This is a genomic window from Mycobacterium sp. pR1184 (genome assembly GCF_041287235.1).
GTDB lineage: Bacteria > Actinomycetota > Actinomycetes > Mycobacteriales > Mycobacteriaceae > Mycobacterium.
Map to the genome: position 1 here is coordinate 82,063 of NZ_JBGGKR010000002.1, position 25,095 is coordinate 107,157.

The window sequence follows — 25,095 nt, forward strand, 5'->3', positions numbered from 1 at the left end:
AAACGCCATCACAGCCTTGGTAGGTTTTCTGCTCCGGCCGTTGGTCGCGCTTTGAGACAGCACGTCGGTGTTTCCTTAGCAAAGAGGAAACACATTCGGCGGTTGTCGTATGCAGTTTCCGTGGAGGTCGACCGTCGAGGGGTCGGTCGCCGTTCCTGGATTGCTCAGCGCGATCGCTACGGCAATTCCGCGAGAACCAGTCTCAACACTTGTACAGCCCCCGCCTTATCCAGCGGGTCGTTCCCATTGCCGCACTTGGGGGACTGGACGCAGGACGGACAGCCCATCGGGCATTCACAGGCTTCGATGGCCGCAGCAGTGGCACTCAACCAGGTCCGCGCCTGCCGAAAACCACGTTCGGCGAAGCCCGCCCCGCCCGGATACCCGTCATAGACGAACACGCTGGGCTCACCCAGCGGACCAAGGGCAGTGGACATTCCGCCGATATCGCCGCGATCGCAGCTGGCGACCAGTGGCAGCAACCCAATTGCGGCGTGTTCGGCGGCGTGCAACGAGCCGGGAATCCGCGCTGCGTCAATTCCCTTGCCGGCCAATGCTTCCGGCGTGATGGTGTACATGACCGCGGTGGTGTCCAGGACGTGTTCAGGCATGTCCAGCTCGATGAAATCGATCACCTCCCCGGACAGGCGCCGACGTAGATACCCCACGACCTGGTGGGTGACCCGGACCGGCAGCACGCCCAGGGTCACCGGGCCGAACGTCGACTGCTCGCCGCTGCCGGTGACCTTGATGTCGGTGATCTCGCGGGCGAACGTCGCATAACCGGGATCCTCGGCGTGCACGAACGCGATTGCCTCCTCGAGATCCAGCGAATCGACGACGTACGTTTCGCCCTGGTGCAGGTACACCGCGCCCGGGTGCACCGACGCGGGAGCCTGACCCAGTCCGGTGCTGCCCAGCAGTCGCCCGGTGTCGGCCTCCACGATGACGATCTGGCCGCCCGCCGAGCCCCGGATATCCACCGCGCCATGCGGTTCTAGGCCGGGCGCGGGAAAGTACTTGCCACCGCGCCGGCGCAACAACCCGTCGTCGACCAGTCCCTCGGCCACCTGCACGGCACCGAATTCTCGAACCTCGGCGTCTTCAAGGGGCAATTCGGTTGCAGCACAGAGTAGTTGGGGCCCGAGGAGATAGGGGTTGGCCGGGTCGATCACCACCCGTTCGACCGGTTTGTCCAGCAGCGCTGCGGGATTGTGCACCAGATAGGTGTCCAGCGGATCGTCGCGGGCGATCAACACCACCAGGGCGCCCTGCCCGCGGCGCCCCGACCGGCCGGCCTGCTGCCAGAACGAGGCAACCGTCCCGGGAAAACCGGCCAGCACCACCGCATCCAACCCGGCGATGTCTACCCCCAATTCCAGCGCGTTGGTGGTGGCTAGACCGCGCAATCGGCCCTCCGCCAGGGCGCGCTCCAGCGCATTGCGGTCCTCGGCGAGGTAGCCGGCCCGGTACGACGCCACCTGCTGAGACAGGTCCGCGGCAATATCGTCCAGCCGCGCCCGGGCGCCCAGGGCGGTCAGTTCGGCGGCCCGCCGGGAACGCACGAACGTCAGGGTCTGCGCGCCCTCGGCGATCAGGTCGGCCATCACCCGTGCCGCCTCGACACCGGCCGACCGTCGCACCGGGGCGCCATGCTCGCCGGTGACGTCGGTGCGCAGCGCGGGTTCCCACAACGCGACGGTGCGCTCGCCCTGCGGAGAGCCGTCTTCGGTGACCTCCTCGACCGGCAGACCGATGAGTTCGGCCGCCGTCGCGCCGGGCGAATCGGTGGTCGCGCTGGCGAAGATGAAGGTCGGCTGAAAGCCGGGCCGAGCCGAGTAGCGCGCACAGAGCCGCAGCAGCCGGCGCAACACCATTGCCACGTTCGAGCCGAAGACACCGCGGTAGTAATGACATTCGTCGACGATCACGAAGCGCAGCCCGCGCAGCAACACGGCCCAGCGCGGATGGTTTCGCAAGATGGACAAATGGATCATGTCCGGGTTGGAGAACAGCCAGCGGGAACGCTCGCGCGCGAACCGGCGAACCTCGGCGGGGCTGTCGCCGTCGTATGCGACGGGTGCGACGGCGAGATCCGGGGAGGCCAATCGCGGCACCGCGGCGGTCAGTGCGTGCGCAGCGCGCAACTGGTCGTGTCCGAGCGCTTTCGTCGGCGACAAATACAGCACCCGGGCCAGCGGATCGGTCGCCAGCGCGTTGAGTACCGGCAGTTGATAGGCAAGCGACTTGCCCGAGGCGGTACCGGTGCTGACCACGACATGGCGACCGACGTGGGCCAATTCGGCGGCCTGCGCCTGGTGTGACCACGGCGCTGTGATGCCGCGGTCGGTGAAGGCCGCGATGACGTCGGATTCGGCCCATTGCGGCCAAAGATGGGGCCGGCCGCTACGGGCGGGCAGCTCCGCGACGTGGCGCAGCGGGTGCTCGTCCGGCGCGGTTCCGGCGAGCGCGACGGCCAGCAGGTCGCTGCCGAAACTCGCCACGTCACGCCCTCCAAGAATCAGTCGGGGACACAAGTCTGTCGCCGAGACCATGAACATGGTTGACTGTTTGCGGTCGTAGCTTCTGTGTTCGTGTCAAAACTTCGCAGGATCGACGTTGCGACCCGCGGTTCCTGCGAGGTTAGCGGTCGGGTGAAGTTCCGACGACTCCGCGAGGTATGGCGGTGACAACGGGCCCGGGGCACCGAAAAGCGGTGCTCCGAACCTTGAAGAAAAGGAAAGATCGAGAAATGCCACAGGGAACTGTGAAGTGGTTCAACGCGGAGAAGGGGTTCGGTTTCATCGCCCCCGAGGATGGTTCCGCGGATGTTTTTGTCCACTACACGGAGATCCAGGGTTCGGGCTTCCGCACCCTCGAAGAAAATCAGAAGGTCGAGTTTGAGATCGGCCACAGCCCTAAGGGCCCCCAGGCCACCGGAGTCCGCTCCGTCTAAATCGAGCAGATTCTGACGAAAACCCCCCGTGCAACCCGCTTTGCGGGTGTCGCCGGGGGGTTTTCACTATCTATTCACTCCCGCGCAACCTTGGGCTGGAAGCGGGCGACACGCCGCGTGTCTCGCCGCGCCGAAGGCCTCAAAGCGGGGACGGACGGCCTGGCTTACTGTCGGTGTGGTGAGCCAGCTTTCCTTCTTCACGGCGGAGGCGGTGCCGCCCGCCGTCGCCGATCTGTGCGGGGTGCTGGCGGCCTCTGGCCAAATCGTGACGGTGGGCACCCCCGACGGCTCCGAGGGCCGTGGTGCCCGGCTGTCGGTCGTCGTGGATCAGCTCTGGCGCGCGACGGCGCTGGCCGAGATGATCTCCGAGGCCGGCCTGGTCCCCGAGATCGGTCGCACGGACGAAGACACGCCTTTGGTGCGGACGGCGATCGATCCGTCGCTGAGCGCGATCGCGGCGGAATGGACCCGCGGCGCGGTCAAGACGGTGCCGCCGCGGTGGCTGCCCGGTCCGCGCGAATTGCGGGCGTGGACCATCGCCGCGGGCACGCCCGAGGGCGAGCACTACCAGCTCGGTCTGGATCCGCACGCCCCCGACACCCATTCGCCGCTCGCATCCGCGCTGATGCGGGTCGGGATCGCGCCCACCCTGATCGGTACCCGCGGCGGGCGCCCGGCACTGCGGATCAGCGGCCGACGCAGGCTATCGCGCCTGGTAGAGAACGTAGGGGAACATCCTGACGGCGCCGAGGCGTTGGCTCTGTGGCCGCGGGTCTAGCCGTGCGGCCCGGGATATCCGGCGGTCGCTGAGACCTGTGTTTTCGGGGAGTCGGTTTGCGTCCGCCTGCCTCAGGGTGCGAAATTGTCAGGTGCCCGAAGGGAAGGAACGTCGGCGTATCTGAATTTCAGCGGAATTTCAGACGTCTGCCTGTCATTCTTCCTGCAGGGCGGCCTCGAACCGAGGCCGGGAGAAGAGATGGAGCGTAAGCGCAGGTGGCTGACCCCACAACAAGCCGCGACAGCAGCGGCAATGGCAGCCGGAGGCGACTTGTCATCGTCGAGTCGCCGACTAAAGCGCGCAAACTCGCGGGCTACCTGGGCTCCACCTACATCGTCGAGTCGTCGCGAGGACACATCCGCGACCTGCCACGAGCCGCCGCCGACGTGCCCGCCAAATTCAAATCGGAACCCTGGGCCCGGCTCGGGGTCAACGTCGACGCCGACTTCGAACCGCTCCACATCATCAGCCCGGAAAAGAAGAGCACGGTCACCGAGCTCAAGGGCCTGTTGAAGGACGTCGACGAGCTCTACCTGGCCACGGATGGTGACCGCGAGGGTGAGGCCATCGCCTGGCACTTGATGGAAACCCTGAAGCCGCGCATCCCGGTCAAGCGGATGGTGTTCCACGAGATCACCGAGCCGGCCATCCTCGAAGCCGCGCAGAATCCCCGCGACCTCGACATCGACCTGGTCGACGCGCAGGAAACCCGTCGCATCCTGGACCGGTTGTACGGCTACGAAGTCAGTCCGGTGCTGTGGAAGAAGGTCGCGCCCAGGCTGTCGGCGGGCCGCGTGCAGTCCGTGGCCACCCGCATCATCGTGCAGCGCGAACGCGACCGCATGGCGTTTCGCAGCGCGGCGTACTGGGACATCGTCGCCCAGCTGGACGCCAGCGTGTCCGACGCCAACGCGCAACCACCCACCTTCACCGCCCGCCTGACCTCTGTGAACGGCCTGCGGGTCGCCACCGGACGTGACTTCGACTCCCTGGGTGTGCTGCGTAAGGCCGACGAAGTCACAGTGCTCGACGAGGCGCGGGCCACGGAGCTGGCCACCGGTTTGCGGGGAGCGCAGCTGTCGGTCGCCTCGGTCGAGGAGAAGCCGTACACCCGCCGCCCCTACGCGCCGTTCATGACGTCGACGCTCCAGCAGGAGGCCGGCCGCAAGCTGCGGTTCTCGTCCGAGCGGACGATGAGCATCGCCCAGCGGCTCTACGAAAACGGCTACATCACCTATATGCGTACCGACTCGACGACGCTGTCGCAGTCGGCGATCAACGCGGCGCGCACCCAGGCCAGCCAGCTCTACGGCGACGAGTATGTGTCCCCGTCGCCGCGGCAGTACACCCGCAAGGTCAAGAACGCCCAGGAGGCCCACGAGGCGATCCGCCCGGCGGGCGAGACGTTCGCCACCCCGGATGCGGTGCGCCGTGAGCTCGACGGCGACGAGTTCCGTCTCTACGAGCTGATCTGGCAGCGCACGGTGGCCTCGCAGATGGCCGACGCACGCGGGACCACGCTGAGTTTGCGGATCGCCGGGACCTCGCGAAACCAGGGGGCGGGCCCGGACGGCGACCAGCCCGTCGTGTTCTCGGCCAGCGGTCGCACCATCACGTTCGCCGGCTTCCTGAAGGCCTACGTGGAAACCGTCGACGAATTGGCCGGCGGCGAGGCCGACGATGCCGAGCGCCGGTTGCCCCAGCTCACCGAGGGCCAGCGGCTGGCGGCGCTCGAGCTCACCCCCGACGGGCACGCCACCAGCCCGCCGGCACGCTACACGGAGGCCTCGCTGGTCAAGGCGCTCGAGGAGCTGGGCATCGGGCGCCCGTCGACGTATTCGTCGATCATCAAGACCATCCAGGACCGCGGCTACGTGCACAAGAAGGGCAGCGCGCTGGTGCCCTCGTGGGTCGCATTCGCCGTAACCGGTTTGCTGGAACAGCATTTCGGCCGTCTGGTCGATTACGACTTCACCGCGGCGATGGAAGACGAGCTCGACGCGATCGCCTCCGGCAGTGAGCAACGCACCAACTGGCTCAACAACTTCTACTTCGGCGGCGACCACGGCGTGCAGGATTCGGTGGCGCGCGCCGGAGGGCTCAAGAAGCTCGTCGGTGTCAATCTCGAGGGAATCGACGCTCGAGAAGTCAACTCCATCAAGCTGTTTGATGATTCGGAAGGCCGTCCGGTCTACGTCCGGGTCGGCAAGAACGGGCCGTACCTGGAGCGCACGGTCACCGGCGACGACGGTGAGACGAAGCCCCAGCGGGCCAACCTCAACGACTCGCTGACTCCCGACGAGCTGACGCTGGAGGTGGCCGAAGAGCTTTTCGCCACCCCGCAAGAGGGTCGCTCACTGGGTGTGGACCCGGAAACCGGACACGAAATCCTGGCCAAGGACGGCCGTTACGGGCCGTACGTCACCGAGGTCCTGCCCGAGCCGCCGCCGGAGGACGGTGACGCGGCCCCGGCGAAGAAGGGCAAGAAGCCCACAGGTCCCAAGCCGCGCACCGGCTCGCTGCTGCGCACCATGGATCTGCAGACCGTCACACTCGAGGACGCGCTGAAACTGCTGTCGCTGCCCCGGGTGGTCGGTGTCGACCCCGCCTCGGGTGAGGAGATCACCGCGCAGAACGGGCGCTATGGCCCATACCTGAAGCGCGGCACGGATTCTCGTTCGCTGGCGACCGAAGAGCAGATGTTCACGATCACCCTGGACGAGGCGCTGAAGATCTACGCCGAGCCGAAACGTCGTGGCCGGCAAGCTGCTTCGGCCCCGCCGCTGCGCGAGTTGGGCAACGACCCGGTGTCGGGTAAGCCAATGGTGGTAAAGGACGGGCGATTTGGGCCGTACGTCACCGACGGCGAGACCAACGCCAGCCTGCGCAAGGGCGACGACGTGTTGTCGATCACCGACGAGCGCGCTGCCGAGTTGCTGGCCGACCGGCGGGCCCGGGGCCCGGCGAAACGTCCCGCGAAGAAGAGCACGCGTAAGGCCCCGGCGAAAAAGGCCGCCAAGCGCAGTTAGCGCGGAGTCACATGATTTCGGTGGTGACTTCTTCGACCTTAGCCCGCCGGGCCGAAACAGTCCGCGGCGCGGCAAGATTCAGTGGCCGCGCCAGCTGAGTGGGCGCCGCGCGCCCCCGCAATTCGACCACCTCGCCGACGTCCCAACACAACGCTTCGGCGTCCAGCGCGCCGCTGACGGCGATCGCCGACGCCAGCACATGGCCGGGCTCAAGCTTGGCCAGCTCGGTCAGCCGGGCCGCCTCGTTCACCGGGTCGCCGATCACGGTGTACTCGAAGCGGGCCTGCGCGCCGATATGGCCGGCGATGGCCCGCCCGGAGGACACGCCGATACCGAACTCGGCCGCCCCGATCACCGGCAGGAGTTCGTCGTGCAGCTCCCGGGCGGCCGCCAGCGCGCCACCGGGGGCGTCCGGGTGCTCGATGGGTGCGCCGAAGATGGCCAGCGCGGCGTCGCCCTGGAACTTGTTGACGAAGCCGCCGTGGCGCCCGACGGTGTCGACCACCACCCGGAAGAACTCGTTGAGCAGGTGGACCACTTCGGCCGGCGGCCGGGTCGCGGCGAGCTGCGTCGAGCCGACCAGGTCGACGAACAGCACCGCGACGTCGCGTTCCTGGCCACCCAACTCGGTGCCGCGTTCCAGCGCCCGGCGGGCCACGTCCTCACCGACATAGCGGCCGAACAGGTCCCGCAGCCGCTGCCGCTCGGACAGATCGCGGACCATGTCGTTGAAGCCGGCCTGCAGCAGGCCCAGCTCACTGGCGTCGTAAATCTGCATGTGCGCGTTGTAGTTTCCGCGCTGCACCTCCGAGAGCGCCCAGCGCAGCTGGCGCAGCGGGTCGGCGATCGACATGGCCACCAGCAGTGTGCTGATCAGCCCGACGCCCAACGCGGTCAGGGCCAGCAACAAGATCGGATTGAACAGGCTCTCCGGCGCCGCGCGGAGCAGCGAAACCTTGTCGGCGACAACAGCCAGCACGATCGCCAGCAGCGGCACCGCGGTGGACAGCATCCAGGTCAGGATCTGGCGCAGGATGACACCCGGCGCCTTGACGTTCTCCGGCACCCCGCTGCGCAGGGCGGCCACGGCCACCGGCCGCAGTACTCGTTCGGATTGCAGGTAGCCGATGATCGCGGTGGCCGCCGCCCCCAGGGCGGTCGCGACTGTGACGACGGGCGCGGCGAACCGGGCCACCGACCAGCTGGCGACGACGAACACCACACCGCCGATGCACCAGTAGACGACTGTGCTCAGGGTGCGGTAGTACGGCATCCGCAGGGCACGGCTGCGGGCCAGTTCGGTGGCGGCCGGGTCGGCCTCGGCGAGCATGTTGTCGCGACGCTGCCAGCGGAACACCGGCATCAGCAGTCGGAGGTTGACCACCACGCCGACGAGAAACAGGATGACCAGCGTGCTGGCGAAGACCGCCAGGTTGAGCGTGGGCAGATCTTGCAGTTGAATACGGTCCTGGGGTGGGAGTCCGTAACGCAGGAAGCCGAGCACGAACAGCGCGCCGATGATGTCGGCCTGCAGCATGCTCAGCGAGAACAGTGGCCATGGAGTGCGCACTACCCACCGGACGAACGCGCTGATTCGCCCGGGCAGTGCACCCGGTGTTGCCACCAACCCACCGTATCGGTCAGCAGGGACTAGTCGGTAACCCTCAATCGCTTCGGCAAGTCGCCGGATCCTGGCGAAACGTCGGCAAAGATCACGGAATTGTCGCGACACGGTAGCCGGCGGGTGGACGTCGGTCTGTCTCACTAGTGTTGCCGGTGATGTCCGGAGTGTTTACGCGGCTGGTAGGCCAAGACGCGGTCGAGGCCGCGCTGCTGAGCGCCGCGAGGGCCGCCCAACGTGATCCTGATCACAGCGATGGGGACCACGGGACTATGACACATGCCTGGCTGATCACCGGCCCGCCCGGTTCGGGGCGTTCGGTGGCCGCGTTGTGCTTTGCGGCGGCGCTGCAATGCACTGCCCCGTTTGACGACGGCGGCCCCGGCTGCGGGCGGTGCCGGGCCTGCACGACGACGCTGGCCGGCACCCACGCCGACGTTCGCCGGGTGATCCCCGAAGGTCTCTCCATCGGCGTCGACGAGATGCGCGCGATTGTGCAGACCGCGTCACGGCGGCCGACGACCGGGAACTGGCAGATCGTGGTGGTCGAGGACGCCGATCGGCTGACCGAGGGTGCCGCCAACGCGCTGCTGAAGGTGGTCGAGGAACCACCGCCGTCGACGGTGTTCCTGTTGTGCGCGCCGTCGGTCGATCCCGAGGACATCGCGGTCACGCTGCGGTCGAGATGCCGGCACGTCGCGCTGGTGACGCCCTCGACCGAGTCGATCGCGCAGGTGCTGATCGACAGCGACGGCCTGTCCGCCGACACGGCGAGCTGGGCGGCGTCGGTCAGCGGCGGCCACGTGGGGCGCGCGCGCCGGCTGGCGACCGACTCGCAGGCCCGCGAGCGGCGGGAGCGGGCGTTGGGACTGGTGCGCGATGCGGCGACCCCGGCACGCGCCTACGCCGCCGCCGAAGAATTGGTGGCCGCCGCCGAAACCGAGGCCGTCGTATTGACCGCTGACCGCGCCGAGGCCGAGACCGAGGAGCTGCGGACGGCGCTGGGGGCCGGGGGCACCGGCAAGGGCACCGCCGGGGCCATGCGCGGCGCCGCGGGCGCGATCAAGGATCTCGAGCGGCGGCAGAAGTCCCGACAGACCCGGGCCTCGCGCGATGCGCTGGACCGGGCGCTGATCGACCTGGCCACCTACTTCCGTGACGCGCTGGTGGTCTCGGCCCGGGCGGGTGGAGTGCGGGCCAACCATCCGGACATGGCCGAACGGGTGGCGGCGCTGGCCGCTCACGCCGCGCCCGAGCGGTTGTTGCGGTGCATCGAGGCGGTGCTTGCCTGCCGCGAAGCGCTGGCGGTCAACGTCAAGCCCAAGTTCGCCGTCGACGCGATGGTGGCCACCATCGGGCAGGAACTGCGGGACTGAACGGGCCGGTTTTTGGGCGTGCGCGCCCGGCTGCCGTAGACTCGTGCCGCCCAGCTTGAGGGTGCGCCGCCTTAGCTCAGTCGGTAGAGCGATTCACTCGTAATGAATAGGTCGGGGGTTCGATTCCCCCAGGCGGCTCCATTGGCCCACCCGTGAGTTAGGTCACCTTAAGCCCTACCGGGGGCAGCCTCTCGGCCATTGCGGCGTTGCGTATTGCAGTCGTTCGATCAAAGAGCGGCACTATCTTCGAGCGAGGCTGCGATGCACAACGAGTTCCATTACCCCTTCGGTGAGGCGGTGTGGGGCGTGGCGGGAATCATCCTGCTGCTGGCCTTCGGTGATGTTCTGGTCGTGCTCGCTGCTGCCTTGGTGATCGCGGGCGCGATCGCCGCGGTCTGGAGCTATCGCCAAGTGCGTCGTGAGCAGCACGACGGCGACTTGGCTCCGGTGACTCAGCTACGCCCGGCGACGTGGCCGGGGCCCAAGGCCGCGTAGTCGCCGCAGTCGTTAAAACCCCGGCGCTTTAAATCCTCGTCCGCGCCGGTGGCCGGTGCCAGTGTTGACCATGCTTCGTGTGCTGATCGTGGGTGTGGTGTTTTCCGCAATTGCTTCTGCGCCAAGCGATATCGCCTTGACGAGTGGGTCACCGGCCAAGATCGACATCAGCTTTTCGGCCGCGACCTATGACTGCGGGAATCAATCGCCGATCAGGATCGTGGGCGAGGACGCGACGATCACGTTGACCGGGTCGTGCGGCGAGGTCGACGTTAGCGGTGCCGCCAACACCGTGAACCTGCAAACCGTGGCCGCCATCGTTGCCACCGGCACCGGAAACCACATCACCTGGGAGAAAGGGCCGGGAGGTGGCGTCCCGCGAATCAGCAACCCGGGCCGCAGCAACGACATCCGGGGACCCGGCGGCTTGGTGGCCGGATAGTCAGGCCGGGGCCAGAAAACCCACCGGCCCCGACGCAATGCACAGCGCCAGCGCGGTGGTGTTGGCGCGAACCATGATCGCGTCGCCGGCGCCCGGCACCCGGGCGTAGACCCGGTTGAGGCCGGGGTGCACCGGAACCTTGACGCCGGGCCCCTCCGGCAGCGACACCGTCATCGAGCCGTCGCTGTTGGCCAGGTAGTTGAATTCGACGGTCCAGTCCGCGGGCAGCAGCGGGCCGTCGAGCATCATCCGCGCCGGGGTGTCGGGCTGGGCGAAATAGCCGCACTGCGGCATCGGCCCGGGTTTGATGGTCCGGATCCAGGTGACCCGTGCCGGGATCAGCCGGCCCGCAGTGTCGAACATCCTCAATTGCGTTGTCGCCGTGGCGAATTCCGGTCTATCTCGAAGTAGGGCGAACATGTGGCTGGCCATGTTCTCCGGATAGGCGACCCGCTGCAGGATCAGCGGATCGACCTCCTGATCCAGCAATGGAGCGGTCGAATCGGCGTGGGCCGCAGCCAAACTGGCTTGTGCGTTGCGCAGATAACTCTGGGTCGGGTTGTCGCGCCAACTGGCCAGGAACGTCGCCGTCGAGTACAGGCTGCTGGCCACGAACAGCGCGGCCAGGCCCGTCGTCACCACCGCCCGTCGCGCCGATGCGTCCAGCCAGCGCGCACCCGGCGACCGGTTCGGTGCGCACAGCCCAACGGCAGCCAGCAGCGCCAGCACGACGACGAGATCCGGCAGATAGCGCAGGGTTTGGGCGAGTTCCAGCGCGGTCAGCCGCGACGAGCGCATCAGATAGATCGGCACCTGGCAGGCCACCGCGTAACCGGCCGCGGTCAGCCACACCGGGCCGAGGCGTTGCTTGCGGACCAGCGACAGCGCCAGCACGGCGATCAGCACCAGCCAGCCCAGCGCCATCGCCGGGGGCGGGGGAGTGGCCCACGGAGAGGCCGGCGCCCAACGGTCCCAGTGCCAGGGCCCGCCGGCCAGCCCCGGCACGATGCCGTGGGTGATGGACCGCATCAGCAGGTCCCCGGTCATCGCGAGGTCGGAACTCCAGCGCTGCTGATTGACCACTGCGAGGTAAAGCGCCACCCAGGCGACCGTCAGGATCAGCGACGCGATCCACAGCCTTGCGGCCCCGCGCCAGGCCGTCAGCAGCGCCGCCCGGTCACCGCGCACATGGCACAGCAGCGCCGTCACGGCGAAGGCGACGAACGGAATCACCGCAGCCTTCTCGAAGAACAGCAACCCGCCCAGATAGACCAGCACGCCGGTCAGTGCGTAGCGCTGGTTGCCGGTGCGCACCAGCAGCACCGCGTCGGCGCACACCCAGGCCAGCGCCGCCAGCATCGGCAGCGAATTCAGCGCCGCCGCCCACCATGCGAAGCCCGGCACTCCCAGCGGGGTGAACAGCGCGAACGTCAGCGGGATCAGCAGCACGCGGCGCCAGCCGAGGATCACGAACAGCGCGCGCAGCAGTGCCAGCGAGGCCAGCAGCTGCAGCAGCACCAGGCTGATCGCCGGCCCGGTCCAATCCAGCGGGGCCAGCCGGATCAGCGCGCCCGCGGTCAGAAACGCCGCGGGCATCACGTGGCCGTCGTGGTCGTCGAACAGGTATGACGGCGACAGCAGGCCCTCGGTTCCGGCCTTCCCGATCAGGATCAGATCGTCCCAGTAGAAGTAGCCTTCGAACGCCAGCACCGCGCGGATCACCAGCGCGACCACGATCAGCGCGGCCGCCGCGAGGGCGACCCGCGGCATCCGGGTGATGGCGGCGGGCATGGTTATTTCTTACCGGTCGGTATGGTGGGCCGGTGCGCGCACTGGTTACCGGGGCAGCCGGATTCATCGGGTCCACGCTGGTCGACCGCCTGCTGGCGGACGACCATTCGGTGGTGAGCCTGGACAATTTCGCGTCGGGCAAGGCGCGCAACCTCGAGCATCTGGCCGACAATCCCGAGCACTTCTTCATCGAGGCGGACATCGTGACCGCCGACCTCGAGGCGATTCTCGACGAGCACCGGCCCGAGGTGGTGTTTCACCTGGCCGCCCAGATCGACGTGCGCCGCTCGGTGGCCGAGCCGCAGTTCGATGCCTCGGTCAACGTGATCGGCACGGTGCGGTTGGCCGAGGCCGCGCGCCGCACCGGCGTCCGCAAAGTCGTGCACACCTCGTCGGGGGGATCCATCTACGGCACCCCGCCGCAGTACCCGACGCCCGAGACCACGCCCACCGACCCGGCGTCGCCCTACGCCGCGGGCAAGGTGGCGGGCGAGATCTACCTGAACACGTTCCGGCACCTGTACGGCCTGGACTGCTCGCACATCGCGCCGGCCAACGTCTACGGCCCGCGTCAGGACCCGCACGGGGAGGCGGGCGTGGTGGCGATCTTCGCGCAGGCGCTGCTATCCGGTAAGCCCACCAAGGTGTTCGGGGACGGCAGCAAAACCCGCGACTACGTGTTTGTCGACGACGTGGTGGACGCCTTCGTCAAGGCCTCCGGTACGGCCGGCAGCGGGCAGCGGTTCAACATCGGCACCGGAATTGAGACCTCCGACCGCCAGCTGCACACAGCGGTCGCCAAAGCCGTTGGCGGACCGGATGATCCGGACTTCCATCCGGATCGCCTCGGCGATCTGCGGCGGTCGTGCCTCGATATCAGTTCAGCGGCAAGGGTTTTGGGCTGGCATCCGCGGGTCGAACTCGAAGAAGGCGTGCGCCGCACGGTCGAGTTCTTCCGGCAGGCGCACACCGGCTAGTGCGGCTCCGGCGCCTGGGCGCCCTCCAGGGCGACGGCCCGGGCCAGGCGCGCATAACGCAACTCCAAGTCCTTGAACCGCATGTAGGTGCTCAGGGTGGTGAAACTGAACGCCATGATCAGCGCGTAGAGCATCAGGTCGGTGCCGCGGCGCACCCCGAACCAGTGCGCGACCACGGTGGTGTCGTCGGGCCGCAACACGGCGTAGATGCCGCCCAGCACAAACAAGATGTAGCCGACCTTCACCCAGGCCTTCGACCGCGAGCTGCGCCGCGACCACAGCAGGTAGATCAACAGCGCGATGATCGACCCGATCAGCAGCACCTGGATCCAGTTCATCTCGGAATCCTTCCTCGCAGGAACCCATCGAAAATGATGTTGACGCCGTTGAGTAGCGGCTGGCCCTTCGACTTCGAGTAGTCGGTATAGAGCACCTCAACCGGCTGTTCGACTACGCGCCAATGGTTTTCGGCGATCAGGAAAATGAATTCGTTGGCGTGGCTCATCCCGCTCATGGTGATGTCCAGCCCGTCGGCCACTGTCTTGTTGAACACCCGCAGCCCGTTGTTGGTGTCGGTCAGGCCGAGCCGGCGTCCGCGCGGGCTCAACCGGGCGGCCGTCTGGAGCACGATCCGCTTCAGTAACGGCGGCCGGCTGCTCTCCAACCCGCCGAACCGCGTGCCGATGACGATGTCGACGTCTTCGGCGACGAGCCGGTCGACCATCGCGCACACATCTTTGACGCGATGCTGTCCGTCGGCGTCGAACGTCGCGAAGATCCGCGCGCCGGGCTGGCGGCGGGCGTACTCGACGCCGGTCTGGATGGCCGCGCCCTGCCCGAGGTTGACCGGATGGCGCACCAGATGAGCCCCGGCCTTGCGGGCGATTTCGCCGGTACCGTCGGCGCTGCCGTCGTCGACGCAGACGACGTGGTCGAAAACGGAGCGGACATCGGCGACCACCTCGCCGATGACCGTGGCTTCGTTGAAGGCGGGAATCACGATCCAGACGCCCTGGTAATCCGTTTCGATGTTCACAGGGTAGCCAGGATCAGCCGGTTAGGCGCCCGGCGCGCGCCAGGGCCACCAGGTGTACGCCGATTCCCACCAGCGGACCGCACAGCAGCGCGACCACGGTCCGGGTCTCCAGCGGCAGCGGCAGCAGCAACAACAGGCCCGACGCCGCGGTGGCCCCGACCCACCCCAGCGCGTAGGCCCGGTGCAGCGCGGCGGCCACGGCCGCGGCGCCGGTCAGCGTCAGCACCGCGATCGACAACGCCGCACCGGTCAGCCACGCCAACAGCGCGCTGCCGGCGTCGTAGGAGGCGCCGAAGGCGACGCGCAACAGCCATGGCCCCACCAGGCCGGCCGCCAGCACCCCGATGGCGCCGATTCCGCCGATGATCGCCGCCGGTGCGAGCAGCGCCCGCAATCGGTCGCTGCGCGCGTCTACGAAATGCGCGATCAGGTTGCCCTGCATGGCCGTCAACGGCACCAGCAGCGGCGCGCGGGTCAGCGTGACGGCCAGGATGATTACACCGCCTTGTGCCCCAAGGTGATTCGAGGTCAGCTTGAGCAGCACCGGGAATCCCATCACCAGGATCGCGCTGGCGCCGGCGGCGGTGATCGAGTGCGCGGTGCCCCGCAGGAACGTCGCGGTGTTGCCGGGTGTCAGCAGCCGGGCCGCCGCGCGCGCGGTGGGTGAGGTCACCAGGATGACCAGCCAGGCCACCGCGCCGGCCACTGTCGCCCACAGAAAGCCGGTCAACCCCCACCCGAGCAGCACCGTGGCCACCGCGATCGCCACCCGCATGACCGCATCGGTGACCATCAGTGCCCCGTACTGGGTCCACTGGTCGGTGCCGGCCAGCATGCCCAGCAGCGTGGCGTGCAGGCAGAACCCGGCCAGGCCGACGGACAACAGCGCCACCGACAACCAGCGTTGCTCGGCGAACACCCACCCACCCCACAGCGGCGAGCTGCCCGCGATCAGAATGGCCGCCGCGACGCCGACCATCGCGGCAACGCGCAGCGGGTGGTTGCGGAATTCGGGCCCCGGCAATGCCTCGACGTAGCGGGTGGCGCGGACCTCGCGGGTGGTTTCTTGCAGCAGCCCGAAGGCGGCGCCGGTGACCAGGCCGAACGCTCCCCAGAACACCCCGAACACCGAGAAGCCGCTGGGCGCCAGGTCGCGAGCCGCCAGATAGATCACCGCGTAGCCGCACACCGCGGTCAGGGCTGTCGCGGCGCCGACCCGGGCCATGCTGCTACGTGTGACCGGTCCCGCGGATGCTCCCGCGGACCCGGCGGCGCCCAGTGGGGACGCCGCCCCGCCCACTTCGGTCATCGGGGCGGCGCTTTCGGCCGGCCGCCCCCAGCCACCGCCAGTTTCGCCACAATTTGAAAATAGTAAGTGCGCGATTGCCATGGCTGGCGGTGGCGACCACCTTCGCCCTATTGTGAGCGGCTGTCTAGGAAGGACCCATGGCCGCCGCTCGCATCTTCGGGATTTCGCTGTTGGTCACGTTGGCGGCCCTCGCACTCGGCTATGCCCACGGCGGGCTTAATGCCCTGTTTCTTCTGGTAGCCCTGGGCATCCTCGAGGTGTCGCTGTCCTTCGACAACGCGATCATCAACGCCGCGGTGCTCAAGCGAATGAGCCCGTTCTGGCAGCAGATGTTCCTGACGATCGGGATTCTGGTCGCCGTGTTCGGTATGCGGCTGGTGTTCCCGCTGCTCATCGTGTGGGCGACCGCGGGCCTCGACCCGGTTCGCGCGCTGCACCTGGCGCTCAACCCGCCGCCGCACGGCGCACTGGAATTCCCGGACGGCGCGCCCGGTTACGAAAAGCTGGTGCTGTCGGCCCACCCCCAGATCGCGGCTTTCGGCGGCATATTTCTGCTGATGCTGTTCCTGGATTTCATCGTTTACGACCGAGACATCAAGTGGCTCAAGTGGATTGAAGTCCCATTCGCGAGAATCGGCCGGCTCGGCCAGGTCTCGGTGGTGGCCACCGTCATCGTGCTGGTGCTGGCCGGCACGCAATTGACTCACTCCGGCGACGAGTGCGCAACGGTGCTGACCGCCGGGCTGCTGGGCCTGGTGACGTATCTGATCGTCAACGGTGTGAGCACGGCGTTCCAGCCGTCCGATGTCGAGGACGCCGCCGCCACCGCGCCGCCGGCGGCGGTGGGCAAGGCCGGCCTGACGCTGTTCGTGTACCTCGAGGTGCTCGACGCCGCCTTCTCGTTCGACGGCGTCACCGGCGCGTTTGCCATCACGTCGGACCCCATCGTCATCGCCCTCGGTCTGGGGTTGATCGGCTCGATGTTCGTCCGGTCGATCACGGTCTACCTGGTCCAGCAGCAGACGCTGGACCGCTACGTGTACCTGGAACACGGAGCGCACTGGGCGATCGGCGCATTGTCGGTGATCATGCTGCTGTCGATCGAGCCGCGCTATGAAATCCCCGAGGTCGCCACCGCCTCGGTCGGCGTGATCTTCATCGGGGCGGCGTTCGGATGGAGCGTGCTGCGCAACAGGCGAGGCGCCGCCTAGGGCGGTTACGCCTCGATTTGTCCGGCGATGCGGCGTTCGATACTGGCCCGCGCGGGCGCCGGCAGCACGATGAGCCCGTCGAGTTCCCGGCCGGCTCGTGCGTAGGCGATCTGGCGCTCCTCACGAGTGGCACCCTCGTCCTGCGCCAGGTGCAGCAGGGCCTGGGCGCGCGCCAATCGCTGTTGTTCGTCTTCGGAGAAATCGCTGCGACGGCGGCGAATCGCCTCGGCCTCGGCGATCTCGAAGGCGCTGATGTACTCGTGGACCCCGTCGCGGTAGTCCAGGTACGCCGAGCGATCGCCGGCCAAGTCCTCAGGCCGCTCGGGCCGCAACAGGTCCGCATGCCGCTTGGCCTTGTGGAACGCGACGGTCAGCGGATCGCGCATGTTCGTCATCAGCGGGAAATCCAGCAGCTTGGCGACGTCGACCTCGTACTCGAGCCACCGCGCATCCGTACGGTCATGTGCGGCAAGCAGTTTCGTGAGGTCCCGGCGAAAGCTTTCCTCGTCGCCGCGCGCCCGGCCGGAAGCCTGGGCGACGGCGATCTTGGCCTGCTGTTTGAGCCGGTACCGTTCCTGCCGTCGCTCCGCCCGGCGCTCGTTGGCGGCCGCCACCGCCCGCACGCCAGTCCCGACCGCACCCGCGAACGGGAAGATCAGCCACCAGAAGTTCGCGGCGAAATGCAGCACCGGAGTCACCTCGCCAGGATGCCACCGAGAATCGGTGTGCGGGGTGGGCGCAATTACGCCAGCAGCGTTAGTGCCCGCCCTTTTTGAACCGGGCGATGGAGCGCTCGACCTCTGCCTCGGCTTCGGCGCGACCGACCCAGTCCGCCGCCTTGACGTACTTGCCCGGTTCCAGAGCTTTGTACTGCGAGAAGAAGTGCTTGATGACGTCCAGCTGGTAGGACGGAACATCGCCGATGTCCTGGATGTGATCCCAGCGGTGGTCGCCGGCCGGAACACACAGCACCTTGTCGTCACCGCCGGCCTCGTCGACCATCTTGAACATCCCCACCGGCCGCGCCTCGACCAGCACGCCGGGGAACACCGACTCGGGCAGCAACAGCAGCACGTCCAGCGGGTCGCCGTCCTCACCGAGGGTGTTCTCGATGAAGCCGTAGTCGGTCGGGTAGACCATCGACGTGTAGAGGTAGCGGTCCAGCTTCACCCGCCCCGTCTCGTGATCGACCTCGTACTTGTTCCGCTGGCCTTTCGGGATCTCGATGACCACGTCGAATTGCACTGTCTGACGCTCCTTTGAAGAGAAGTAATTCTGGGTGGACCCGAGTAGATCGGTTCGTCGCGGATCACCCTAGTCGAGCGAGTTTTCCCAGATTCGGCAGAATAGGACCAAACAGTCAGGAGAGTGATGGGTCGTACTCGCTGGCGGAAATCCACCCAGGTGTTCATCGGATTGGCCGTGCTGGCGTTCGTCGCCGCCGTGGTGGCCGCGGCAACCTTCTTCACCTCGGGTGGACACGGCAGCAGCGGCACACATGTTGCGGTACCGCCGCCGCGGGCACCGGTCGTGAAGCCGGGAATGGTGCCCGTCGCCGACACCGCCGAGACACCGTCGGCCGGTGCGCTGGCCGCCGTGCTGGCCCCGGTGGCCGCCGACCCCAACCTCGGCCGGCTTGGCGGCCGGATCACCGATGCCCTCACCGGCAAGGAGCTTTGGCAGGTCGCCGCCGACGTGCCCCTGGTGCCGGCGTCGACCAACAAGGTCCTGACGGCGGCTGCGGCGTTGCTCACGCTGGACCGCCAGGCCCGCATCACCACCCGGGTGGTGGCCGGCAGTCAGAACGCCCAGGGACCGATCGTGTTGGTGGGTGCCGGTGATCCGACGCTGTCGGCGGCACCGCCGGACGTGCCGACCTGGTACCGCGGCGCACCACGCATCAGCGATCTGGTGGAGCAGATTCATCGCAGCGGCATGACGCCGACGACCGTGCAGGTGGACACCTCGGCGTTCACCGGCCCGACGATGGCGCAGGGCTGGGATCCCGCCGATATCGACAACGGCGACATCGCGCCGATCGAATCGGTGATGATCGACGCCGGACGTATCCAGCCCAGCACCGTCAACTCCCGGCGGTCCAAGACCCCGGCGCTGGACGCCGGGCGTGAGCTGGCCAAGGCCCTGGGCCTGGATCCCGCCGCGGTGACGATCGCGTCGGCCCCCTCCGGGGCGCGGCAGCTGGCGGTCGTGCAATCGGCGCCGCTGGTCCAGCGCCTCGGCGAGATGATGGATCACTCCGACAACGTGCTGGCCGAATGCATCGCCCGTGAGGTGGCTGCGGCGATCAACCGGCCGCGCAGCTTCGCCGGCGCGGTCGACGCGGTGACCAACCGATTGAGCACCGCACACGTCGACACCACCGGCGCCATGCTGGTGGACTCCAGCGGGCTGTCGGTCGACGACCGGCTGACCGCCAAGACCCTCGACGGCACGGTGCAGGCCGCCGCGGGCCCCGATCAGCCGTCGCTGCGGGCGCTGCTGGATCTGCTGCCGATCGCCGGCGGCAGCGGGACACTGGCCGACCGTTTTCTCGACCAGGCGACGAATCAGGGACCGGCCGGGTGGTTGCGCGCCAAGACCGGCTCGTTGACCGCGATCAACTCGCTGGTCGGAGTCGTCACCGACCGCACCGGCCGCGTGCTCACCTTCGCGTTCATCTCCAACGCCGCCGGCCCCAACGGACGCAACGCGATGGACGCCCTGGCCACCCGGCTGTGGACCTGCGGGTGCACATGACCGCCCAACCCGACCTGACTCTCGGTACCGCCGTCGACTGGCGGTTCGCGGCGACGGTCGGCGCCCGACTGGCCCGGCCCGGCCCGCCCGCCAGCGAGTACACCCGTCGTCAGGCGATCGACGAGCTGGCGAGTTCGGCGACGAAAGCCGAACCACTCGTGCGCGACGTGACCGGCCTGGCCACTGCCGGGGCGGTGCCGGCGGCCCGCATCGTCGACCGCGGCGAGTGGGTCCGCGCCGCGGCGGACTCGATGCGGGTGATGACGAACGGAACCGACAAGCCGCGGGGGCTTGTCACCGGCCGGCTCACCGGCGCGCAGACCGGGGCCGTGCTGGCGTTTGTGGCGTCGGGGATCCTCGGCCAGTACGACCCGTTCTTCGCCGACAAAGAGGGCTGCCTGCTGCTGGTGTATCCCAACGTGATCGCCGTCGAGCGCCAGCTGCGGGTCGATCCGGCCGATTTCCGGCTGTGGGTGTGCCTGCATGAAGTGACGCACCGGGTGCAGTTCACCGCCAACCCCTGGCTGCCCCACTACATGTCGGACGCGCTGGCGTTGTTGACCCGCGACACCGGTGATGACTTCGGCCAGGTGGCGGGCCGGCTGGCCGAGTACGTGCGCAACCGCGGTCTCGGCGCCCCGGACGCTTCCGCGTCGGGGATCGTCGGCCTGGTGCGCGCCGTCCAGTCCGAGCCCCAGCGCCAGGCGCTGGATCAGCTCCTGGTGCTGGGCACCCTGCTGGAGGGCCACGCCGACCATGTGATGGATGCGGTCGGCCCCAAGGCAGTGCCGTCGGTGGCGACCATCCGCGGCCGCTTCGACGATCGCCGTCACCGCAAGCCGCCGCCGCTGCAGCGCCTGATGCGCGCCCTGCTCGGCCTGGACGCCAAGCTCAGCCAGTACACCCGCGGCAAGGCGTTCGTCGACCACGTGGTGGACCGGGTCGGGATGCAGCGGTTCAACACCGTGTGGTCCGGCCCCGAAACGCTGCCGCTGCCCGCCGAGATCGAAAACCCCCAGCGATGGATCGACAGGGTCCTGTAGGGCGGCTGCGCGCGGCTGTCGAGGCGTTCGCGAAGGCCTATCTGGCCACCGGGGACCAATGGGGCGTGGCGCTCTCGGGCGGGCCGGACTCGCTGGCCCTCACCGCGGTCGCGGCCCCGCTGCGGCCTACCACGGCGCTGATCGTCGACCACGGTCTGCAGCCCGAGTCGGCCGACGTTGCCGACACCGCGCGCGAGCAGGCGATCGCGTTGGGATGTGTTGACGCCCAAGTCATCCGGGTACGGGTGGGCAATGACGGAGGCCCGGAGGCCGCGGCCCGCGCGGCCCGCTACGCCGCGCTGAGCGCTTACCAGCTCGGCCCGGTGCTGCTGGCGCATACCCTCGACGATCAGGCCGAGACGGTGTTGCTCGGGCTGGGCCGCGGCTCCGGGGCGCGCTCGATCGCCGGGATGCGACCGTATGACCCGCCGTGGTGCCGGCCGCTGCTGGGCGTCCGGCGCGCCGTCACGCATGCCGCGTGCCTCGAACTCGGCCTGACCGCGTGGCAGGACCCGCACAACAGCGACCGCCGCTTCACCCGGTCCCGGCTGCGGCACGAGGTGATGCCGCTGCTCGAGGACGTGCTGGGTGGCGGGGTGGCCGAGGCGCTGGCCCGCACCGCGACGGCGCTGCGGGAGGACACCGAGTTCATCGACACGCTGGCCGCCCAGGCGCTGCCCGGCGTGCAGGCCGATCCCGGCCTGCGGGCCGAGGCGCTGGCCACGCTGGCCGACCCGGTGCGGCGCCGGGTGATCCGGGGCTGGCTGCTGGCCGGTGGGGCGTCCGGGCTGACCGACAAGCAGATCCGCGGGGTGGACGCACTGGTTACCGCGTGGCGCGGACAGGGCGGGGTGGCGGTCGGCTCGGATTTGCGCGGCCAGCGGTTGATCGCGGGACGCCGCGACGGCGTGCTCACGTTGCGGCGTAAGCCTGTGTAAATGACCGCAAATTGTCGTCGCCGTTGGTTGTTCGGCCGCTGGCATGGCACGCTGTGGGCGTGGCCCAGACCTCCTCGGCGATAACGCCCGAGCAGCCCGTGGACCTGTACCCGGGGGATATCAAGTCTGTGCTGCTCACGACCGAGCAGATCCAGGCCCGCATCGGCGAGCTCGGCGGGCAGATCGGCACCGACTATCGCCAGTCCGTCGCCGAGACGGGTGAGGACCTGCTGCTGATCACGGTCCTCAAGGGCGCCGTGATCTTTGTCACCGACCTGGCTCGCGCGATCCCGGTGCCTACGCAATTCGAGTTCATGGCCGTCAGCTCCTACGGGTCCTCGACGTCATCGTCGGGTGTGGTGCGCATCCTCAAGGACCTGGACCGCGATATCAACGATCGCGACGTGCTGATCGTCGAGGACATCGTCGATTCCGGCCTGACCCTGTCCTGGTTGCTGCGCAACCTCAAGACCCGCCATCCCCGCTCGCTGCGGGTGTGCACGCTGCTGCGCAAGCCCGACGCGGTCCGGGCCAACGCCGAGATCGCCTACGTGGGCTTCGACATTCCCAACGACTTCGTTGTCGGCTACGGCCTGGACTACGACGAGCGCTACCGCGACCTGTCGTATATCGGAACCCTGGACCCCAGGGTCTACGAGCAGTAGCTAATCCAGTTCCCACGCCGCGGTCACCGAAAAGCTCACCGTCTGCTGACCCGGCTCCAGTGGCACCGCGGTGGCCATGGCTTTGGGCGGCGCCGGTGGTGCCCCGGCTACCGGCGAACCCCCGGTCGACTCCGAGATGGACAGCACCTTGCCCAGCCGCAGCCCGGACAACTGGGCGTACTGGTCGGCCCGGTTCTTGGCGTCGTTGAAGGCCCGCGCGCGGGCGTCCTTGACCAGCTGTGAGTCGTCGGCGATCGAGTAGCTGACCGAACTGATCCTGGTGGCGTCACCGCCGGTGCTGACGATCAGCGCGAGCATTCGTGACGCGGCATCAGTCGGGTGGATCTTGACCTGGATGGCGTTGGTGGCGCGGTAACCAGTGATCGTGGGCTCGGGACTGCCGTATTGCGGCTGCAGCGTCACCTGGGTGGTGCTGATGTCCTTGCGGTCGAGGCCGGCACCGACGAGCGCGTTGATCACGGCTTGCTGACGGTCGTTGGTCTGGTTCATCGCCGTGGTGACGTCGGGTGCGCTGAATTCGATGCCGACGTCGGCGGTCAGCGTGTCCGGGACACCCTGCACCTGCCCGGACCCCACCACCGTGACCTGACGGGGATTCGCTCCCGGTGCGGGTGTCGCGTTGTGGGAATCACACGCCGACACCGTGACAATGGCCAACGCGGCCGTGGCCACGGCAATCGGGTAGCGGACGAAACTTTCAGCGCGGTGTTCGATCGCCATGCCTGGCACCCTAGCTGTTCGACGGCTCGCTGCGGGTAATTATCCGGCTCGTGGGATTTCGCCGCGCACGAAGCTGCGGCCCTCGAATCGTTTTCGCGCAAGGATAACCCCGGCCCGGGCGGGTATGGAGAAACTCATACAGATCTCCAATCATATTGGTTTGCAAACCCTTTCATGCAAAAAACAAATGTGCCCTGCGTATGACGTTGGCATTGTGAACAATCCTCGACTCCGTAATGAATTGGCTAGTCCAGGGCTGTCATTGCCGAAGGTGCCGCGTCTAGCGTTTCCAGGCGTCCGATTCAGGGGGCCGACCTTCGGCTACTGAAAGTTACTGAGAATCAACGGTTTTTGAGGGGGAGATGTGTTTTATCTGAGGGCGCAGCCGGATGTGCTGGATGCGGTTGCAGCTGAGCTGCACAGCGTCAATGCAGCGGTGCGAGAAGGAAGTTCGGCCGCGGGGACAACGACGACGGGCGTGGTCCCGGCGGCGGCCGATGTGGTGTCGATTTTGACTGCGGCACAGTTTGCTTCGCACGCGCAGCTTTTCCAGGCCGTGAGCGCCGAAGCTGCGGTGGTCCGGGAGCAGTTGGCGACGACGCTGGGCATCAGCGCCGGTTCGTATGCCGCCACCGAAATCGCCAACGCCACCGCGGTCGGTTAGGCGAAGAGATGTTGGATTTCGCGCAGCTACCGCCGGAGATCAACTCCACGCTGATGTATGCGGGGCCCGGTTCCGGGCCCCTGCTGGCCGCCGCGGCGGCCTGGGAAGGGTTGGCGGCCGAGCTGTATGCCGCAGCGGCCGGCTATGGGTCGCTGATTACCAGCCTGACCGATGGGCCATGGGAGGGTCCGTCCGCCGCGTCGATGCTGACCGCGGCCGTACCGCAAGTCGAGTGGCTGCAGAACACGGCCGGACAGGCCGAACTGGCCGGCAGCCAGGCCGTGGCGGCCGCCGGGGCCTTCGAGGCGGCTTTCGCCGAAACGGTGCCGCCGGCGGTGGTCGCGGCGAACCGGACGTTGCTGATGGAATTGCTGGCGACGAACTTCCTCGGCCAGAACACTGCGGCGATTGCGGCCACCGAGACGCAGTACGGCGAGATGTGGGCGCAGGATGCGGCCGCGATGTACGGCTATGCGGGAGCGTCAGCCGCGGCGTCGACCCTGCCGCCGCCCCGGCCGGCAGCGCCCGCGACCAACCCGGCCGGGCAAGCCGGCCAGTCCGCGGCGGTGGCTCAAGCGGCGGGCAACAGCGCGGGCAGTAGCACGCAGGGGCTCAACGCGGTGCCCCAGACGTTGTCGGCGCTGGCCGGGTCGCCGAGTAATGCCCAGGCGGCTCCGGGATTCAATTTCGGCGGGATCGGCATGAACTCCGAAGGGGATGGGCTGCAGCTGAGCGGCCCGCTGGGCGATCTTTTCGAGGGCCTGACCGGGTCGCAGGTGCTGGATGCCAGCTCGCCGTTCGACGCGTTCATCCGGTTGATCTCGCCGACGCGGCTGTTCACCACCTCGTTCAAGGACATCCAGGGTCTCGCTCAGGGCTTCGCGCCCCAGGCCGCCAAGGCTGCCACCGAGGGGGCCGCCCACGCGGCGGAGGGTGCGGCGCGGGCTGTTGAGGCTGTACCGCATGCGCTTTCAGGAGCCTTGGGTAATGCTGCGGGATCGGTGGGTCGGGCGGCGTCGGTGGGGGGCATGTCGGTGCCGGCCTCTTGGGTCGGAGCCACGCCAGTGGCAAACCCCGCCGTGGTGACGCTGAACGGCGCTGGTGCTGCCGCGGCGGCGGTGCAACCCGGGACCAATGCCGTCGGGGGGATGCCGCTGATGGGGACCGGGGCCGGGCGGGCCGCGGCAGCCCACTTTGCGCCTCCCCGTTACGGTTTCAAGCCCATGGTGATCGCTCACCCTCCGGCCGGAGGGTGATGCCGGGCCT

The 25,095-nt window shown here is 68.2% G+C and carries 23 protein-coding genes and 1 tRNA gene; 15 read left to right on the plus strand and 9 right to left on the minus strand.

Annotated elements, in window-relative coordinates:
- Positions 1–176 precede the first annotated feature (176 nt).
- The gene (locus ACAG21_RS03555; protein WP_370494628.1) at positions 177–2,504 is read right to left on the minus strand and encodes a DEAD/DEAH box helicase; all 2,328 of its coding nucleotides are present in this window, start codon (positions 2,502–2,504) and stop codon (positions 177–179) included.
- Between the two features lie 248 nt (positions 2,505–2,752).
- Between ACAG21_RS03555 and cspA the strand changes: the two genes are divergently transcribed.
- The 3 genes from cspA to topA all read left to right on the plus strand — a co-directional run bounded on the left by cspA (position 2,753) and on the right by topA (position 6,763).
- Positions 2,753–2,956, plus strand: a complete 204-nt coding sequence (gene cspA / locus ACAG21_RS03560) for a cold shock protein CspA (RefSeq protein ID WP_007166602.1) — start codon at positions 2,753–2,755, stop codon at positions 2,954–2,956.
- A 178-nt stretch (positions 2,957–3,134) separates the two neighbouring features.
- A complete protein-coding gene (locus ACAG21_RS03565; protein WP_370494629.1) occupies positions 3,135–3,734 on the plus strand; it encodes a hypothetical protein in 600 nt (199 codons plus the stop codon).
- Between the two features lie 215 nt (positions 3,735–3,949).
- The gene (gene topA, locus ACAG21_RS03570; RefSeq protein WP_370494630.1) at positions 3,950–6,763 is read left to right on the plus strand and encodes a type I DNA topoisomerase; all 2,814 of its coding nucleotides are present in this window, start codon (positions 3,950–3,952) and stop codon (positions 6,761–6,763) included.
- A 7-nt stretch (positions 6,764–6,770) separates the two neighbouring features.
- On the opposite strand, the gene ACAG21_RS03575 is transcribed toward topA, so the two are convergent.
- Positions 6,771–8,453 carry an adenylate/guanylate cyclase domain-containing protein gene (locus ACAG21_RS03575; RefSeq protein ID WP_370495026.1) on the minus strand — a complete coding sequence of 561 codons (1,683 nt, stop codon included), beginning with the start codon at positions 8,451–8,453 and terminating at the stop codon, positions 6,771–6,773.
- An 89-nt stretch (positions 8,454–8,542) separates the two neighbouring features.
- Between ACAG21_RS03575 and ACAG21_RS03580 the strand changes: the two genes are divergently transcribed.
- The 4 genes from ACAG21_RS03580 to ACAG21_RS03595 all read left to right on the plus strand — a co-directional run bounded on the left by ACAG21_RS03580 (position 8,543) and on the right by ACAG21_RS03595 (position 10,697).
- Positions 8,543–9,760, plus strand: a complete 1,218-nt coding sequence (locus ACAG21_RS03580) for a DNA polymerase III subunit delta' (protein ID WP_370494631.1) — start codon at positions 8,543–8,545, stop codon at positions 9,758–9,760.
- A 65-nt stretch (positions 9,761–9,825) separates the two neighbouring features.
- A tRNA-Thr gene (locus ACAG21_RS03585) sits at positions 9,826–9,901 on the plus strand.
- Positions 9,902–10,021: 120 nt separating this feature from the next.
- On the plus strand, positions 10,022–10,255 hold the full coding sequence (locus tag ACAG21_RS03590; protein WP_370494632.1) for a hypothetical protein: 234 nt from the start codon (positions 10,022–10,024) through the stop codon (positions 10,253–10,255).
- A gap of 79 nt (positions 10,256–10,334) precedes the next feature.
- Positions 10,335–10,697: a DUF3060 domain-containing protein gene (locus tag ACAG21_RS03595; protein ID WP_370494633.1), complete on the plus strand. Its 363-nt coding sequence runs from the start codon at positions 10,335–10,337 to the stop codon at positions 10,695–10,697.
- Here the strand turns inward: ACAG21_RS03595 and ACAG21_RS03600 are convergent, their stop codons facing one another.
- A complete protein-coding gene (locus ACAG21_RS03600) occupies positions 10,698–12,488 on the minus strand; it encodes a hypothetical protein (protein ID WP_370494634.1) in 1,791 nt (596 codons plus the stop codon). It abuts the gene before it with no gap.
- Between the two features lie 32 nt (positions 12,489–12,520).
- Between ACAG21_RS03600 and ACAG21_RS03605 the strand changes: the two genes are divergently transcribed.
- On the plus strand, positions 12,521–13,465 hold the full coding sequence (locus ACAG21_RS03605; protein ID WP_370494635.1) for a GDP-mannose 4,6-dehydratase: 945 nt from the start codon (positions 12,521–12,523) through the stop codon (positions 13,463–13,465).
- Here ACAG21_RS03605 and ACAG21_RS03610 read toward each other — a convergent pair.
- From ACAG21_RS03610 to ACAG21_RS03620, 3 genes are read right to left on the minus strand one after another with little or no spacing between them, the layout of a single operon-like run.
- The gene (locus tag ACAG21_RS03610; protein WP_370494636.1) at positions 13,462–13,803 is read right to left on the minus strand and encodes a DUF2304 domain-containing protein; all 342 of its coding nucleotides are present in this window, start codon (positions 13,801–13,803) and stop codon (positions 13,462–13,464) included. The two genes, ACAG21_RS03605 and ACAG21_RS03610, sit on opposite strands and share 4 nt — an antisense overlap.
- Positions 13,800–14,501 carry a glycosyltransferase family 2 protein gene (locus tag ACAG21_RS03615; RefSeq protein ID WP_370494637.1) on the minus strand — a complete coding sequence of 234 codons (702 nt, stop codon included), beginning with the start codon at positions 14,499–14,501 and terminating at the stop codon, positions 13,800–13,802. The genes ACAG21_RS03610 and ACAG21_RS03615 overlap by 4 nt, the downstream gene beginning before the upstream one ends.
- 13 nt (positions 14,502–14,514) lie before the next feature.
- Positions 14,515–15,810 (minus strand): hypothetical protein, encoded by a 1,296-nt coding sequence (locus ACAG21_RS03620; RefSeq protein ID WP_370494638.1) that lies wholly within the window; start codon positions 15,808–15,810, stop codon positions 14,515–14,517.
- Between the two features lie 137 nt (positions 15,811–15,947).
- Here ACAG21_RS03620 and ACAG21_RS03625 point away from each other — a divergent pair, with 137 nt between their 5' ends.
- Positions 15,948–17,021, plus strand: a complete 1,074-nt coding sequence (locus tag ACAG21_RS03625) for a DUF475 domain-containing protein (protein WP_096290365.1) — start codon at positions 15,948–15,950, stop codon at positions 17,019–17,021.
- A 5-nt stretch (positions 17,022–17,026) separates the two neighbouring features.
- On the opposite strand, the gene ACAG21_RS03630 is transcribed toward ACAG21_RS03625, so the two are convergent.
- Together ACAG21_RS03630 and ACAG21_RS03635 are read right to left on the minus strand one after the other, a co-directional pair.
- On the minus strand, positions 17,027–17,719 hold the full coding sequence (locus ACAG21_RS03630) for a hypothetical protein (protein WP_370494639.1): 693 nt from the start codon (positions 17,717–17,719) through the stop codon (positions 17,027–17,029).
- 58 nt (positions 17,720–17,777) lie between these two features.
- Positions 17,778–18,266: an inorganic diphosphatase gene (locus ACAG21_RS03635; protein WP_370494640.1), complete on the minus strand. Its 489-nt coding sequence runs from the start codon at positions 18,264–18,266 to the stop codon at positions 17,778–17,780.
- Positions 18,267–18,392: 126 nt separating this feature from the next.
- On the opposite strand from ACAG21_RS03635, the gene dacB reads away from it, so the two are divergent.
- From dacB to hpt, 4 genes are read left to right on the plus strand one after another with little or no spacing between them, the layout of a single operon-like run.
- Positions 18,393–19,778, plus strand: coding sequence for a D-alanyl-D-alanine carboxypeptidase/D-alanyl-D-alanine-endopeptidase (gene dacB, locus ACAG21_RS03640; RefSeq protein WP_096290362.1), 1,386 nt, complete (start codon positions 18,393–18,395; stop codon positions 19,776–19,778).
- Positions 19,775–20,821 carry a zinc-dependent metalloprotease gene (locus ACAG21_RS03645; protein ID WP_370494641.1) on the plus strand — a complete coding sequence of 349 codons (1,047 nt, stop codon included), beginning with the start codon at positions 19,775–19,777 and terminating at the stop codon, positions 20,819–20,821. The genes dacB and ACAG21_RS03645 overlap by 4 nt, the downstream gene beginning before the upstream one ends.
- Positions 20,800–21,759, plus strand: a complete 960-nt coding sequence (tilS, locus tag ACAG21_RS03650) for a tRNA lysidine(34) synthetase TilS (RefSeq protein WP_370494642.1) — start codon at positions 20,800–20,802, stop codon at positions 21,757–21,759. Before ACAG21_RS03645 ends, tilS begins: the two co-directional genes overlap by 22 nt.
- An 11-nt stretch (positions 21,760–21,770) precedes the next feature.
- On the plus strand, positions 21,771–22,424 hold the full coding sequence (hpt, locus tag ACAG21_RS03655; protein ID WP_096290360.1) for a hypoxanthine phosphoribosyltransferase: 654 nt from the start codon (positions 21,771–21,773) through the stop codon (positions 22,422–22,424).
- On the opposite strand, the gene ACAG21_RS03660 is transcribed toward hpt, so the two are convergent.
- A complete protein-coding gene (locus ACAG21_RS03660) occupies positions 22,425–23,165 on the minus strand; it encodes an SIMPL domain-containing protein (protein ID WP_370494643.1) in 741 nt (246 codons plus the stop codon). It lies immediately after the preceding gene.
- 364 nt (positions 23,166–23,529) lie between these two features.
- Here ACAG21_RS03660 and ACAG21_RS03665 point away from each other — a divergent pair, with 364 nt between their 5' ends.
- Complete coding sequence (locus ACAG21_RS03665) at positions 23,530–23,829, plus strand: PE family protein (protein ID WP_370494644.1); 300 nt, start codon at positions 23,530–23,532, stop codon at positions 23,827–23,829.
- 8 nt (positions 23,830–23,837) lie between these two features.
- Positions 23,838–25,085: a PPE family protein gene (locus tag ACAG21_RS03670; RefSeq protein WP_370494645.1), complete on the plus strand. Its 1,248-nt coding sequence runs from the start codon at positions 23,838–23,840 to the stop codon at positions 25,083–25,085.
- Positions 25,086–25,095 lie beyond the last annotated feature (10 nt).